The 16,415-nt window shown below is 36.7% G+C and carries 10 protein-coding genes; 4 read left to right on the top strand and 6 right to left on the bottom strand.

The window, feature by feature from the left end; all coding sequences use genetic code 11:
* The first annotated feature begins 252 nt into the window (after nucleotides 1–252).
* Complete coding sequence (locus tag JKP34_RS07005; RefSeq protein WP_201919084.1) at nucleotides 253–3,177, top strand: TonB-dependent receptor; 2,925 nt, start codon at nucleotides 253–255, stop codon at nucleotides 3,175–3,177.
* 197 nt (nucleotides 3,178–3,374) lie between these two features.
* Nucleotides 3,375–3,563 carry a hypothetical protein gene (locus tag JKP34_RS07000; RefSeq protein WP_201919082.1) on the top strand — a complete coding sequence of 63 codons (189 nt, stop codon included), beginning with the start codon at nucleotides 3,375–3,377 and terminating at the stop codon, nucleotides 3,561–3,563.
* A gap of 242 nt (nucleotides 3,564–3,805) precedes the next feature.
* On the opposite strand, the gene JKP34_RS06995 is transcribed toward JKP34_RS07000, so the two are convergent.
* The 6 genes from JKP34_RS06995 to JKP34_RS06970 all read right to left on the bottom strand — a co-directional run bounded on the left by JKP34_RS06995 (nucleotide 3,806) and on the right by JKP34_RS06970 (nucleotide 13,934).
* Nucleotides 3,806–4,906, bottom strand: a complete 1,101-nt coding sequence (locus tag JKP34_RS06995) for a fasciclin domain-containing protein (RefSeq protein WP_201919080.1) — start codon at nucleotides 4,904–4,906, stop codon at nucleotides 3,806–3,808.
* Between the two features lie 184 nt (nucleotides 4,907–5,090).
* Entirely contained in the window at nucleotides 5,091–10,346 is a 5,256-nt protein-coding gene (locus JKP34_RS06990) for a PKD domain-containing protein (protein ID WP_201919078.1), read from the bottom strand.
* Between the two features lie 4 nt (nucleotides 10,347–10,350).
* Entirely contained in the window at nucleotides 10,351–10,791 is a 441-nt protein-coding gene (locus JKP34_RS06985; RefSeq protein ID WP_201919076.1) for a T9SS type B sorting domain-containing protein, read from the bottom strand.
* A 135-nt stretch (nucleotides 10,792–10,926) separates the two neighbouring features.
* The gene (gene bioA, locus JKP34_RS06980; protein ID WP_201919075.1) at nucleotides 10,927–12,207 is read right to left on the bottom strand and encodes an adenosylmethionine--8-amino-7-oxononanoate transaminase; all 1,281 of its coding nucleotides are present in this window, start codon (nucleotides 12,205–12,207) and stop codon (nucleotides 10,927–10,929) included.
* Nucleotides 12,204–12,812, bottom strand: a complete 609-nt coding sequence (bioD, locus tag JKP34_RS06975; protein WP_201919074.1) for a dethiobiotin synthase — start codon at nucleotides 12,810–12,812, stop codon at nucleotides 12,204–12,206. Before bioD ends, bioA begins: the two co-directional genes overlap by 4 nt.
* Nucleotides 12,813–12,821: 9 nt before the next feature.
* Nucleotides 12,822–13,934 carry an aminotransferase class I/II-fold pyridoxal phosphate-dependent enzyme gene (locus tag JKP34_RS06970; protein ID WP_236664907.1) on the bottom strand — a complete coding sequence of 371 codons (1,113 nt, stop codon included), beginning with the start codon at nucleotides 13,932–13,934 and terminating at the stop codon, nucleotides 12,822–12,824.
* Nucleotides 13,935–14,017: 83 nt separating this feature from the next.
* Here JKP34_RS06970 and JKP34_RS06965 point away from each other — a divergent pair, with 83 nt between their 5' ends.
* Together JKP34_RS06965 and JKP34_RS06960 are read left to right on the top strand one after the other, a co-directional pair.
* Nucleotides 14,018–14,593: a porin family protein gene (locus JKP34_RS06965; protein WP_201919072.1), complete on the top strand. Its 576-nt coding sequence runs from the start codon at nucleotides 14,018–14,020 to the stop codon at nucleotides 14,591–14,593.
* A gap of 170 nt (nucleotides 14,594–14,763) precedes the next feature.
* Complete coding sequence (locus tag JKP34_RS06960) at nucleotides 14,764–16,404, top strand: M1 family metallopeptidase (RefSeq protein WP_201919070.1); 1,641 nt, start codon at nucleotides 14,764–14,766, stop codon at nucleotides 16,402–16,404.
* The last annotated feature ends 11 nt before the right edge of the window (nucleotides 16,405–16,415 follow it).

The following is a 16,415-nucleotide window of genomic DNA, read 5'->3' as shown; positions in this document are numbered from 1 at the left end:
ATCAATCTGTAGTAACTATTCAATAGTGTTGAGCAAAAGGAGTAGAAAGTTCAACGATTGCATTTATCTATTCCTATTTTAAGACGACTTATAACGCAATTAATGGCATTCACCTTAAAAATTTACAATTACAAAAGATAATTCTTTTTGATTAAGGATTAATGGTTTAAATTATTTAAAATTGTTGATTGATGTGTTAAATATCCTTTAAAGTGCGACATTAAGTTGCATAAAATTCTAAAAACAAACTATATGAAATTAAATGTACTAAAGAGACTAGGTTTGGTATTTTGCCTATTCATTAGTAGCGCTTTTGTTGCAAATGCACAAACGCAATTAAGCGGAACTGTAGTAGATGAAGACAGCGGAATACCACTAATAGGGGTAAACGTAGTAGTCAAAGGGAAGGTATTAGGAACCACTACTGACTTTGACGGTAATTTTAATTTGAAGCTTGATTTACCAGCACCTATAACCTTACAGTTTAGCATGGTAGGTTACAAAACAACTGAATATGTTGCTGAAAGTAGTCAGTCAGATATCAAGGTTAAACTGGGTGAAGAGATTCTGTTAGGCCAGGAAGTTGTAGTTTCGGCTTCAAGAGTGGAAGAAAACATTCTACAATCGCCAGTTTCTATTGAGAAAATGGATGTATTGGCGATTCAGCAAACTCCTGCCGACAACTACTATAAAGGTATCTCATACCTTAAAGGGGTTGATGTTACACAAAGTAGTATCAATTTCCAGATTGTTAATGCCAGAGGTTTCAACAGTACCGGAAATACCAGATTCGTTCAACTAACAGATGGAATGGATACCCAAGCACCAGCCTTGAACTTTCCTATCGGAAACCTGAATGGGCCATCGGAGCTAGACGTTGAAAGCGTTGAATTTATCCCCGGAGCCCAGTCTGCACTTTATGGACCTAATGCATTCAATGGTATAATGAGGGTTACAAGTAAATCTGCTTTTGAGTACCAAGGATTAAGTGCTTTTGCAAAAGTAGGCGTTAACCATATAGGGGCTGATACTGAAGCTGGAGCACCTAGTACTCCACAACCTATGTATGAGGCTTCTCTAAGATATGCAAAGTCTTTGTTCAATGATCGTTTTGCATTTAAAGTAAACGGTAGTTATATGAGAGCAGAAGACTGGTATGCTACTGATTATTCAAGTGATAGAAATGGCGAAGTAGATCCTAGGTTTGGCAATTACAGAAACCCAGGTAGTGATTTTCCTAATACTATGGGTGATGAGGCTGCTATCAATTTATCGATTCTTCAGCTTTCATCAAATTGGAGTACACTAGCAGGTCAACTTAGCGGTAATAGTCAGATTCAGGGCGTTGAGAAAGGTGTTCCTGTGAACGACTTCGTAAACAATGGATTCCTACCAAATCAGGTAGTTTCTGCTTCAGCCTTCAGAGAACATGAAGTGATTGATTATGGTGCTGAGAATTATAAAGCTAACGTAGGTCTTTATTTTAGACCAACTGACGATATAGAATTGAGTTACTTATATAATGGTGGCTGGGGTACCAGTATTTATACTGGTGCTCAAAGATACTCTTTAAAGGATTTCGGCATTCAGCAGCATAGATTACAAGCTGAAGGTAATAATTGGTTTGTTAGAGGATATACTACTTTAGAGAATTCTGGAAACTCTTATATCACTGAATTTTATGCTAAAAGAATTCTAGATCTACAAGTGGCTAATAGCCCAGTTGGAGTTTTTTCTAGTGACGTTTCTGGATGGTTAGGAACTTACGCCTATAATTATTTAGCATCACTACACCTACAGGGAATTGACCCACAAAACTCTTCACCTGAAAATTTAACAGAAGCACAAAGACAACAAGCATTTGAATATGCCAGAACAAGTACTGAAGCTTTTTTTGGTGTTGATTTAAATTCGGAACAAGGACAGAATATTTTGAATGAGGCAGAAAATGGAACCGTGCCTATTGGTCCAAAATTCAATGACCAGTCTAGGCTTTACCATGCTGAAGGCCAATATGATTTAAGTGAGCAATTAGGCTTTATGGATCTTTTAGTAGGTGCAAGCTTTAGGCAATACGACCTAAGATCCAATGGAACAATCTTCCCAGATAGTGAAGATAATCCTATTACAATTAATGAATATGGAGCATTTGCCCAAGGTTCAAAAAAAGTAATAGACGATAAATTAAATCTAGTAGGTTCAGTAAGGATTGATAAAAATGAGAATTTTAACGCAGTTTTCAGTCCAAGACTAGCAGCAGTATTAACTGTTGCTGATGATCACAACTTTAGAGTTTCAGCTCAAACTGGTTTTAGAAACCCAACAACTCAAGGTCAATACATAAATCTCGACATTATCTCAAGCAGACTTTTAGGAGGTTTACCTGGTAACATAGAGCAGTATGAAATTGGTACCAACCCTAACATTTATACTATTGAGTCAATAGAAGAAATGACCAATACTTTTTATGCAACTGGTAATTTGGTTACAGAAAACTTGGAGGTTGTAGATGATTTTAAATCGGTAGCACCTGAACAGGTTCAATCATTGGAAATAGGTTACAAAAGTGTAGTTAACAATAAACTATTGGTTGACTTTGTGGGATACTTTAATAGCTACAACAACTTTATCGTTCAGCAAAGAATGAGAAGAGCCAGTTTAAACAATGATGGTACTCCTAACTATTTCACCCTTTTTAATGGAACTGCTGACAATACATTTCAGGTTTATACAAACGCTAATGAACAAATTAGTGCTTACGGTTTTGCTGGTGAGTTAAGCTATACACTACCAAAAAGATATAGTATAGGATTTAACTATAACTATAATAAGCTTAATACTCAGAATGCAAGTGATGACTTTGTATTTGGCTTTAACACTCCTGAGCACAAATTTAATGTCAAATTTGGTAACAGAAAGCTTACAGATAAGCTAGGCTTTAACTTTGTTTATAGATGGCAGTCAGAGTTCTTCTGGGAGTCTTCGTTTGGAGACGGAACCATTCCAGCATATGGAACTGCTGATGTACAATTCACCTATAAAGTACCTTCAATCAGATCAATGATTAAAGTAGGTGGTTCAAACATCTTTAATGATTACTACTATCAATCATTTGGTGCACCACGAATTGGTGCCATCTATTATGTTTCGATTACATTCGATCAGCTAATGAATTAGAAATAATAATCAACAACATGGATAAAGCTCCTAATTAAAATTAGGAGCTTTTTTTTATGAGTTTTGTAAAACGAAATTTATAAAACTGATCAGTAATACACTTATAAAGTATTAATATAGATTTGCTAAGTAATAATAAATTATTACCAGTCACAGAAAAGAATAAACTATACTGGTACTTATACTTATCCTACCAAGTGGCATACTCCGTGGTAGCAAATGTAGGATTTGCTAGAAAATGTATTGATGCGGGAAATGGAAATGCTGTAATGAGAATTAAGACAGACCCATCACTTCCTTACGGCTTTCATGAATCCATTGGTCCAACTAACCCGGAAGGTAATTCGGCTTCAAGTTGTTTCAGTACATGGAATCCAATTGAATAATGCACACAATTTATAAGCTAACAAGGCCTCAGTAATTTATTCTGAGGCTCTTTTATGATATATACTTTTCTCAGTTTAAGCATTTACACTTTTGACAACTACAGTTGATATATAACACTTATCTAAACATGCATTAATAATGTACACACCTTAGGTAAGCAATATATAAATGACACCATTTTAGTAGGCATAAAAAAACCCTGACAATCGCCAGGGTTTTAATTTATTGATTTTACAATCTCTTAGTTCATGAAACTTTTTAATAAAGTAAAGTTCTCATCAATTGCGTATCTACCAGCTGAAGCTGGAACTAATACACCTGCAATAGCATGAACAACACCATTTTCTGATTCAATATCAACAACTGCCTGACCATCAACTTCAACGAAAGTAGCTTCGGCACCAGCAACTCCATTTGAATCTAAACCACCTGAAGGTAATAACGTAATGGCACCACCAGCTAATGTTACATTACCAGTTCCTTCCACTAATTGACTGCTAAGTAATTTCTGTCCTAGCACATGGTTAGCAATTAAACCATACCACTCTTCTCCAGTACGTGAATCAAGTGTAATGTTTAGTTGAGTGAATACATCATTTACCGGAGCAAACACTGTGATTTGATCAGGACCAGCAGTTCCAGCTAAAATAGCTGATAATGGCGTTACACTATTAGGGCCAGCGTACTCAGTATCAGCCTTAGTAATAGCAGCCGCTAAAGTACTGAAATCAGCTCCTAAAAGGATAGTTTGAGATACTTTACCTAAGTTAGCACCAATGGTAGCAAATATGGTTGGTGGAATAAGGATAGTTTCAACAACATGTACAACACCGTTTGTTGCTAAGATTTCCTCTCCTACAAAGGCAACATCAGTATCAGAACCACCAGTTGCAATGTTTCCTTGTGCATTGTAAGTAATGCTTTCTCCTTGAACAGTTGAAAGAGAAGTTTCAGCGTCCATTTCTGCTCTTCTAACTACTCCTGCTGTATGCACGTGATAAGCTAATACAGAAGCGATAACACTTGGATTTACTTGAGTTAAGCTTTCTACATCAAGAGTAACTCTTAATTTTTCGAAAGCTGCATCGTTAGGAGCAAATAAAGTTAGATCGTTTCCTTCAAGAGTAGAAACTAAATCACTGTTAGCAGTAACAAAAGCCTCCAATTGAGTGTGACTTTCACTTGCTGTAACAATCTCTAAGATTGATTCAGTTGGATCTGGATCTGTATCTTCATCCTCCTCAGTATCATCACAAGCTGTGAAAGTGAAAGAAACGGCTGTTAAGATTAACAAGGTATAAAACACCTTATTAAACTTGTCGAATAGATTTGTTTTCTTCATAATAGTTTAATTTGTTTAAGATTTGTGAAAATAACGAAATATCATAATCAGATAAAAGTTATACATGCTAATTTATTATGCATAACTACTATTTTTCAGACATTTCGCATGCAACTAACTCCATTGACACAATAATGTTGCATAAGGTTGGAAAAAATTCGCAAACGTTTGCGAATTATTTAAGCTATTCTCTATTGATGATGACATCGGTTTGATCTGCCGGAATTTCACGTATGGTCTCCCATTCGCCTAACGCATTCTCCTTTTGAAGTAGGTACTTTAATACGCCTTCTTCCCAGCCAGTGTATTGATTCCATTGTAATTTATATTTACTTAGATAGTCCTCTTTGGTAAGTAATATGGTTTCTACAGCTTCACTAGACTCAGTATCAATCTCACAAATATTTTTTACTTCAATTTTATATGCATAATTGTGCCTGCTGGCTTCAACCTCTTCATCAATAAAAATCTGCTCTTGAGCACTTACATTAGCATGATAAACAAACTCATCTCCATCTACACTTCTATAAACTTCATAGCCGGCTACAAAATTCTTTAATGAGGGAGGAACTGTCCATTCTACTAAATTACTGTTATTAGAAATTACATTAGTATTTTTTATGGTAGCTTTTAATGCTTGTATGTCACTGTTTTGAACTGATACTTCAATAATGTTGCTGATTGAAAGTGGCTCATTCTCATAGAAAGCAGCTACTTTGTAATAATAAGTACCTGGACAAATTGCCTCATTATCTGAGAAGCTATTACTGCTTATATCTAGTAAGGCAAGTTCTTTCCAATCATCGCCTTGGGCATTAGCTCTGAAAACACGATAATTATTAGCTTGATAGCCGATATGCTCATTCCAATTGAAGTAACGAGCTGTTCCCTCGCTGGCTCTATTTAATCTGAGGTTATTGAATTGATTAAGTTGATCGAGTGCTACTGTATCCTTACAATAATCTACTGCCTGGAAAATGTATTTATAGACATTCTCAGCTGGCCGTACGCTCTCATCTACAAATGAATCAGCTTCATCAGCACTTAATTGCCTTATTAACTTAAATCCACTTCCTGAATTTCGATAGACTCTGTAATGTTTTAAATTATTAAACTCATATGGCTGAAAATTGATAGTAAGTGAATAGTCAGCTGCTTCAATTAAATCAACTGTAGCTTCTTCATGTACTGTGGTGTCTCTCACTAAAATCTTCTCAGGATAAACATAAGTTACCGGACATAAACCGTCATTCATAATCGTTAAACTAATCTCATGTAGCCCTGGTGAGGTTAGGGTAAAAACGGGCGACTCCAAATTACTGCTTTGACCTGCAATTGACCATTGATATTGAGGGTTCTGAAGATTTGATGATAAATTTTCTGTTGTTATGGTTACAGGCGCACATTCACCATCAACACTCAAATTAAAATTCACTTGAGGTGTTTTTACTGCTCTTATAGAGTCCATTGAGAAAGTTTGCTCGCACCCATTAGCATTAGTTGCAAGTAAAGTGACTTTATAATATCCCTCCTGTTGGTATTGATGCGATGGGTTTTGTTCTGAGGAAGTACTACCATCACCAAAAAACCATTGCCAAGCCACTGCATTATTAGACTCATCCGTAAAGCTAATTTCATTAGGCAGGCAAACAACTTTATTTTCAACAGAGAAAGAAGTTTCAGGTCCACTTGTTTGAACCAGGTTTTCTATCTCTAAGGTATCTGTACAGCCTATAGAGTTTTTAGTAATCAGCTTCACCGTATAATTTCCTTCTTTGGTATAAATATGAACTGGGTTGGCAACTCTTGCTGTTTCACCATCACCAAAATCCCATATAAACTCAGAGGCTCCAATTGACTCGTTGATGAATGATACCTCTGCCGGTAGGCATCTTATCTCCTTTTCTTCTGCCAGACGAAAATTAGATTGTAATTCCTGAACATTTATGAAATCTACTTTTGATAAAGTATCCGAGCAGCCTTCAGCATTGGTTACAATTAGACTTACATCGAAACTACCCGCCTGCTGATAAATGTGTGAAGGATTCTCATCTGATGACGAATTTCCATCTCCGAAATTCCATAACCACTCTACGGCATCTTCGCTTTCTGAAGTAAAACTAATCTTGGCTGGGGAACATAATAATGTTTCGTCTGCTGTAAACTGCGCCCCAAATACACCCTCTATTTCTTTTTCAGTAGATGTTTTACATCCGTTGGCATTTGTAGTAATCAGTTTCACTGGTTTTTGCGGAAAATCGGTAAAAGTGTAAAGCGGATTCTCTTCTGTAGATGTATCTCCATTACCAAAATCCCAGAAAAAACTTTCTCCATTTACACTTTTATTCTCAAACTGAACTGTAACTGGTAAACAATTTTGATTTACAGAATAGTTGAAGTCACTAATTAATTCATCAACCACAATATAATTCTCCATCACAAGTGTATCACTACAAGCCGCTGATTGTACTATCAAAGTAATGTCATAAGAGCCTGCTTCAAATGTAAAAGTAGGATTCAGTTCTTCAGATGTTTCACCATTACCAAAATCCCATAAAACAGATTCAGCACTGGTTGATTCATTTTGAAACTTCACCTCTAGTGCTCCACAGCCTATTCGCGCACCTTTAGTGCTAAAAAGGGCTTTTGTGTCAAAGACCTTAATTTCATTATTCACTAAGAAGTTATAGTCACATCCATCAGCGGTAGTAGCCATAAGCTCCACTTTATAACTGCCTGCTTCATTAAATTCAACTTCTAACTGATCTGTATTGATGCTGTCTTCTTCATTGATAATCCATGTAAATGAGCGGAAACCCTGCAATGATTGATTAACAGTGAAAACTTCTCCTAAACACAAATTAGGATCATATTCAAAGATATGCTCCTCATTACCCACAAAGATATTTTTCACCTGATTCGCCTCACAGATATTCTCTCCTCCTGCTAAAAGGCTTACCTGGTACAATCCTGGATTTTCAATAAATATTGTATTATCATCTGAAAGTTGGATTTCCTGATTATTTAATTCCCACAGGAAGAAATCCATCTCCGTATCTGTAGGTGTTAAGGTCATGGAGTAGCCATCACAAGTAGCGTAAACTTCATAATTGAAATCAACACCTGATTTATTCACCGTAACTTCTACATAATCTTCAATAAGCACCGTGCTGTCCTTATTAATTTCAGCGTAGAAGTCAATTGTATAATGTCCTGTTTCTTCAAAAACATGTGTAAATTCTTCTTCGGTAATAATTGATCCATCGTTAAACCTCCACTCAACAGCTGAGGCATCATTTGATGGACTCACAAAATCTACCGAAAACGGCACATTGCAGCCTTCTATATTAAGTTTGGCAATACCCGTATTCTCGTCAATTTCATCACTTCCAGGTTGGATGTCATCATTGGTACAATCTTCCCACGGATTCTTAACAGTAACTGATTTAGACCTGCTACAACCACTAGGATCCGTCACACGCACCACAATAGACACATTAGAATTACTTAAAAAGCTCAATTCAGCACTTTCACCCATGGCCAACGTAGCACCATCGAACTGCCAAGATACTTGCTGCCCCTCTCCTACTGTAGCATCGAGCGTGGCAGAAAAATATCCACAGGCCTCACCTTCCGAAACTTCAATATTGGTTTCTATAGGAATTTCAGGAAGTTCGATGATGTTATAGTTTTCGATAGTCGTCTTGCAACCATATCTGTTATTGGTGCTTAAACTCACATGGTATACACCTGCCTCAGCATATTCATGAACAGGGTTTTTCTCCGTTGATGTATTGCCATCACCAAAATCCCATTCCCAGAAATCGTAACCCATATCACCAGAAAAGTATACTTCCGTGAAGGTACATGACTGGATAGTGTCTACATCGCCTAAGTTGATACCAATAGGCAAAGCATTTATTTGATCTGCTAATTCATAATTTACTTCGCACCCGAACCTATTCATATAACTTACGGAAGCTTGATAAGCACCTGAATTTTCATAAGTAATATTAGCGTTTTGACCTTCAGCGGTAGTGCCATTCCCAAAATCCCAAAGTACTGAAGTGGCTTCTTCGTTTAACAACGAAAATTCAACTTCTAAAGGAACACAGCCAGTGTACTTACTTACATTAATTTCAGTAGCTTCACCCAAAACGCTAATTTGGTCAGGTAATTCAGTTTCTATAGTACAGCTGTTTTCAAAATAGCTGCGCATACTTATTGAGTATTCGCCAGCTTCCTGAAACTCATAATTTAAGGTATTTGAAGTAATGACTTCATCGTTTATCAACCACTCGGTTTTAATCACGTCCTGAGTTTGATTAATGGCTTCAAATGTGAAAGGAAGACAACCTTCAGTTTCGTTATAGTTTACTGTAATTTCATTAGCAGGCTTAACCTCAATAGGTTCTGAACGGTTTGCACTAAATGTACAGCCTTTAGAGTTAGTAACTTTTAAAGAAACAAAATATTGGCCTGCTTCATTAAAGGGAACATCTACCGATTTACCTTGAAAGAACCTTCCATCGCTGATTTCCCATTCGTAGGTTTGACCATCTGACATATCAGTTTTCAATATAACTGACTGATATTCGCATATCTCTTTATCAGAAACACTAAAACCTGGCATACTAGACTCTTCAACAACTATGGAATGATTTAAAGCAACTGACTGCGTGCAGCCATTATTATTTGTGAATTGAAGCGAAATATCATATTCTCCTGCCTTGGTAAATTGATGTGAAGCATTAAGCTCACTGCTAGTTGTGCCATCTCCAAAATTCCATAGAGGCTCATTTACATTTTCAGATACCACGAACTGAATAGGTTCTGCATTTAGACAATAAAAATCTGATGAAGCACTAATTTCAACCTGATCAGCATCTTTCACTTCTATGAAGCCCTCTTTTACAAGTTGTGATTCACAGCCATTAGCCGTTGCTACTCTTAAACTTACATTGTAGTTACCTGCAGTATTATATATGTATGTTGGGTTTTCATCGTTTGATTGGTTGCCATCACCAAAATTCCATGTAAAGTGAGTTCCTGTACTGCTCTCATTACTAAAATTGATCGCTTCACCTAAACAAACAATTTGCTTGTTTACGGTAAAATCTATTTCAGGGGCTGCTTCAACGTTTATAAAATCCTCTTCCGTAAAAGTTGCAGTTGAATTATCGTTATAAGTTATTTCAACACTTACATCAAATGTTCCTGATTGCTCGAATAGTACTGATGGCTCAGCTACAGCTGCCGTTTGACCATTGCTAAACGACCAGGCATATCGCTGTACATTTCGCTCATCGATAGAAAACTGTACAGATAGAGGAACGCAACCTTCTGAAGCTGATGATTGAATTTGCGCAGATGCACCAAAAGCACTCATAAAAAAGAGTGCTAAAATACTTGAGATTTTTATGTAGACAGCTTTATTCATGGGCTTATATAATGACTAAGACTTTACCGGTTTTGTTGATAGAACTATTTTCAGGACCTGTGGCACTCACGCTGTATATGTAGCTTCCTTGCTGAACTTTCGTCCCATTAAAAGTTCCATCCCATTTCTCTTCAACCGAATTAGTTTCAAAGATTACTTCTCCGTGCCTGTTATATATTACTAATTTATAATTATTTACGCTAGAAGCAACTCCACCAAAGGTATCGTTAAGCCCGTCACCATTAGGTGTAAAAGCTGTAGGAAGATCAATTTTAAATTGTTTAAAAAGGGAAACATAATTAGAAGCACTAATAAGACTATCAGCACCATTTTTAACAGCTACTATTCTATACTGCTCACCTGATTCACCACCAAATTGCGCTTTAACCTGGAAGGGTAAAACGGTTAGTAAAAAAACTGAAATGCTTAAAATTATATTTTTCATGGCTCTTTGTAACTTTAACTATTACAAAATTGGCCATAATAGTAGCGCTGTAAATCAGCTTAATTCTTATTTCAAAAAATAGGTAAAAACCTGAAAAGAATAAGGGTTTTGCTTAAGCTTTAATGCGGAATTCACTTATTGAAAGCTATCCAACAAGCCTAAAACCTCTTTATAAACACGCTTTAGCTCCTTTTCTGTGATGATGTAGGGCGGCAAAATATAGATCACATTACCCAGCGGTCTCAATAAAATGTTTCTTTCCAGGAAATATGGGTAAAGTTTATGCCTTACCTCATTTACATAACTTGTCACTTCTTTGGTTTTAATATCAAGTGCCAAGATTGTTCCTAACACTCTACAATTTTCTACAGCTTTGTGCAATTTTAGCAACTCATAAAACTCCAGGTGCAGTTGATTGATCTTACTTATTTTTTCTTGGGTATCGGATGATTTTAAAAGATGAAAACTAGCATTGGCCGCGGCACATGCTATTGGGTTTGCTGTAAAGCTATGGCCATGAAAAAAAGTTTTCATGATGTCAGCGCTTTTGTATGCATCCATAATTTTTTCGGTGCATGAGGTAACACCTAAAGCCATGGCTCCACCGGTCAATCCTTTCGAGAGACAGAATATATCCGGTTTGTGAGCTAAATAATCTGAGGCAAAGTACTTGCCTGTTCTGCCAAAACCAGTAAAAACCTCATCAGCTATACAAATGGTTTCATGAGCTTGAGCAAACTGTATGAGCTCATCCAGGATTTCAGCAGTATACATTTTCATACCTGCCGAGCCTAAAATCAGAGGTTCAAATATAAAGGCGGCCACTTCATTAGCTGCTACCAAATGCTGGAATTGATCTACTACTTCTTGCTTATTTTCTTCCGTTGGCATAGGAAGAAATTCAACATCAAATAAAAATGGTGAGAAAGGAGCTGAAAAGGGACCTCTATCTCCTACTGACATGGCTCCAAAAGTATCGCCATGATAGGCTCCTTCAAATGCAATGACTTTTGTGCGCTTTTGCTGACCTTTATTGTACCAATATTGAAATGCCATTTTTAAGGCCACCTCATTGGCTGTACTCCCATTATCAGAATAGAATATCTTGGACTGGTTTGGTGGTAGTATGCTCAACAAATTCTCGGCAAGCGTAATAGCAGGCTCATGAGTAAAGCCTGCAAAGATAACGTGCTCTAAGTTAAGTGCTTGTTCAGCTACCGCTTTAGCTATAGCAGGATGACTATGGCCGTGAAGATTTACCCACCAACTGGAAATAGCATCTAGAATTTTGCGCCCATCGGAAGTATATAAATAGGCCCCTTCTGCTTTTTCCACCATAATATGTTCAAAACCATTTACCAATTGCGTAAATGGATGCCATATTGATTGCTCGTCTCTTTTAATCCAATCACTCATAATTGCTCTCTTACAATGGAAGCATATTTTCTGACTACTTCTTTGTTGATTTTTTCCTCTTGCTTAATGTTAAGTAAAACAGGTAATTGTGCATGTTTTACAATAATCGATTCACTGGAAGGATTTGAAGGACCATTAAAGATGATCCCTTTTACTTTAACATTTCTGTGCTTTAACTCATTCAGCGTTAATAAAGAATGATTGATACTTCCCAGATAAAGATTACAAACCAAAATTACCTCACAAGGAAAATTATTGGTGATATCAATAACAAACTCCTTATCATTCAAAGGTACTAAAGCTCCTCCGGCACCTTCAATAATCAAATGTCGATTTTTAGTGAAAGGCAAGGTCATTTCTTTTGCATGAATACTCACCCTATCTACTTCCGCTGCATAATGAGGTGATGCTGGAGTATTTAATACATATTGTTCAGGTAAAATCTTCGAAGTAGTATTGGAGAGCAATGCCTCAACAGCTTCGCTATCTTTGGGAAAACCGGCTTGTACTGGTTTCCAATAATCAGCATGGAGCGCTTCAGTTAAAATAGCACTTACCAGTGTTTTGCCGCTATCCGTACCTATAGCTGTTACAAAATAGTTCATAAAATTTCTTCAGGAATAATACTGATTCAGCTGCCTACAAAGTTCATCTATACTTTCGTCAGTATTGAATGCATGCAGGCAAATTCTCACTCTTTCTTGGTGTAAAGGTACTGTGGGAGAAACAATAGGACGAATATCAAAACCTTTTTCTTGTAAAAAATTAGCCAGCCGAATCGCATTCTCACTACTTCCCGTAATAACACCTTGTATGGGATGATTACTTTCTAACAAATTAATTTCTTCATTGAGCTGATTTCTAAATTTTTCAATTTTATCCTGCAAGCTCTTCCACAATTCACTATTCAACTTTCTGTAGTTAATGGCCTTTATGATTATTTGAATACTATGATAAGGTAAAGATGTAGTATAAATAAACTGCCTGCTGTAATTAATAAGGTAGGACTTCAAAATCTCACTCCCCGCCACAACCGCGCCATGTGCCCCCATGGCTTTCCCAAATGTATAGACTCTGGCAAATACTTCCTTTTCTATTCCTAACTGACAGCATAAGCCACTTCCATCATTACTAAGTAATCCAGTTGAGTGAGCTTCATCAACAATAACATTAGCATTGTATTTTTTAGCAAGCTCTACAATGTTGGCTAAGAGAGCTTCATCGCCATCCATAGAATAGATGGATTCAACTACTATGAAGATATTATTGGCATTAACTGTATTCAGCTTTTTCTCAAGATCTGACACGTCATTATGGCGGAAATTGAAATGACTGGCCCTGCTTAATCGCGCTCCTTCCTTGATGCAAATATGTGAAAGCTCATCCATCAAAATGGCATCTCCCTTTTGCGGAACAGAAGACAACAAGCCCAAATTAGCCACATAGCCCGAATTGAAAAGCAAGCAGCTTTTAGCATTAAAATAATCAGCCATAAAAGCTTCTGCTTCCACATGGTAGGCTTTATTTCCTGAAAGCAGCCTAGAACCACCTGCTCCATTATCAATAAATGAATGATCTTCTCCGGAAAGGAAATCTATTTTAGCCAAACCTAAATAATCATTGCTTGTAAAATCATGCGCTTTACTGTCCAATATTTTTAAGGAACGGTATGTCCCTGACTGCTTGCGCTTTTCAAGCAAATCTTGCATGATGGATTCAATGTTCATCAGTAAAATTTAATTATTCGTCCTCAATTTTATAACAATTATCTTATTTAACGTTTATATCGATACATCAAACTTTTTTAAACATGTTAAAAAGAATTCTATTTATTTGTTCAGCCTTTATGTTTTTTGCTGTAACCTCTAATGCCCAAATTTTTACGATTGGGCCGAAAGTTGGTGTAAGCAATACATCAATGAAATTAAGTGATGCCGTTAATGAATATGAATCAGGTGATGCGAAATACAGTTACCATGCAGGTGCCTTCGCCAGAATTACTATAGCAAGTTTTTACGTTCAACCTGAGCTTTATTTTAATTCCGTTAAAGGAGAATATGTAAGCACTGATGGCACTGGACAGACTTATGAGTTTAATAAAAATAAGGTTGACTTACCTGTGCTATTTGGTTGGAAACTGGGTCCATTAAGGTTAAATGCAGGTCCAGTAGCTAGTTTTAATACTAACACAGATATTGATTCCAATCAGCCAGTAGAACAATATAAGAGTGCTATTTTCGCTTATCAGGCTGGCGTAGGTTTAGATATTAGTAAAATTACGTTAGACCTTAGATATGAAGGTAACTTTAGCGATCAGGGCTCTGTGGGCAATGGTGAATTTAAAGTTAACCAGTTATTATTTAGTCTGGGATTCAAATTGTTATAAGCATTATAAACAATTTAGAGAAAGCCCGATGCTTAAAAACCATCGGGCTTTTTTTATTGTCCTTTAATTAAATAATAAGCGTGCTTTCCCGCTCATATAAGAAGGCAACAAAAAACTCAATAATATCTATTAAATTAGATTTTGAGCTTCCATCAAAATGAAAAAAAATTATGAAAAGACTTTTTAACGTTTTCACACTTCTCTTCGCTTTGCTCATCTTTCTTCATGACAGTAGAGCACAAACTTTCACCAGGCAAGACAGCCTAAAAGGAGGATTAACTGAAGAAAGAATTTGGTGGGATTTAACATTTTATGATCTGAGCGTAGATGTCGATATTGATAATGAATTCATTAGTGGTAGCAATGTAGTGCATTACAAAGTGCTTGAGGAAAATCAGGTAATGCAAATTGATTTGCAGGCGCCAATGGAGATCAATAAAATCATCCAAAACGGAAAGGAGCTTCAGTATACTTCTGAAGGTGCTGCTCATTTCATTCAATTGAATGATAAACAAAAGGTAGGGAGTACAGGTCAATTAGAAATATTTTTTAGCGGCAATCCTGTAGTGGCTAAAAATCCGCCATGGGATGGCGGGTTCACCTGGAGCCGAGATAAAAATGGAAATCCTTTTGTAGCTACCTCTAATCAGGGAATTGGCGCCAGTGTTTGGTGGCCCTGCAAAGAACATCCGTATGATGAAGTGGATAGCATGCTTATTAGTGTGGAAGTGCCTAATCCATGGATTGACGTATCGAACGGTAGGTTAAGAAACACCATTAAAAAAGAAAACACCACGATTTACCAATGGTTCGTAAACAACCCGATCAATAACTATGGTGTCAACATCAATATTGGTGACTATGTGAATTTTAAAGAAACTTATGATGGCGAAAAGGGGAAGCTTGATTGTTCATATTGGGTGCTAAGTTATAATAAAACCTTAGCTAAAAAGCAGTTTGAAGATGTACCCCGCATGCTAGAGGCTTTTGAACATTGGTTTGGTCCCTACCCTTTCTATGAAGACAGTTATAAGTTGGTAGAAGCTCCTTATTTAGGAATGGAACATCAAAGTTCCGTCACTTACGGCAATGGCTACAAAAACGGTTATAGAGGTACTGACCTTAGTCAGTCTGGTTGGGGAATGAAATTCGATTTCATCATCATTCATGAATCTGGCCATGAATGGTTTGCTAACAATATCACTAATTCAGATGTTGCGGACATGTGGATCCATGAATCTTTTACGCATTATTCAGAAAACCTTTTCCTTGATTACCATTATAGCACTGAGGCGGCAAATGCCTACATCCAGGGTGTGCGTTCATCCATCCAAAATGACAGACCTATTATTGGAGAATACGGAGTGGCTTATGAAGGCTCGGGCGATATGTATTATAAGGGCGGTAACATGCTTCATACCTTAAGGCAGTTATTTGATGATGATGAAAAATGGCGAATGACCTTGAGAGATATGAATAAAGAATTTTACCACCAAACGGTGTCTTCAGCTGAAATTGAAGCTTATTTAAGCAAGGCTTATGGTAATGATTTAGAAGGTTTTTTTGATCAATATTTAAGAGATACCCGTATACCAACACTTGCTTACAGACACTTAGGAAATAACTTGCTTTTCAAGTGGGAAAACACAAATGATCAATTTAACATGCCGGTAAAAATCTACATTAATGGAGAACCACAGTGGATTGAACCAACTGCAAGACAATACAACATATTGAAAGAACTACCGGAAAATGTTGAAATAACTATCGACCCCAATTTTTACATAGCAACATTTAATCTAACCGAATAAAAAAACATGCG

The organism is Marivirga atlantica (genome assembly GCF_016734805.1).
GTDB classification, from domain to species: domain Bacteria; phylum Bacteroidota; class Bacteroidia; order Cytophagales; family Cyclobacteriaceae; genus Marivirga; species Marivirga atlantica.
This window is presented reverse-complemented; position numbering and strand designations above follow the sequence as displayed.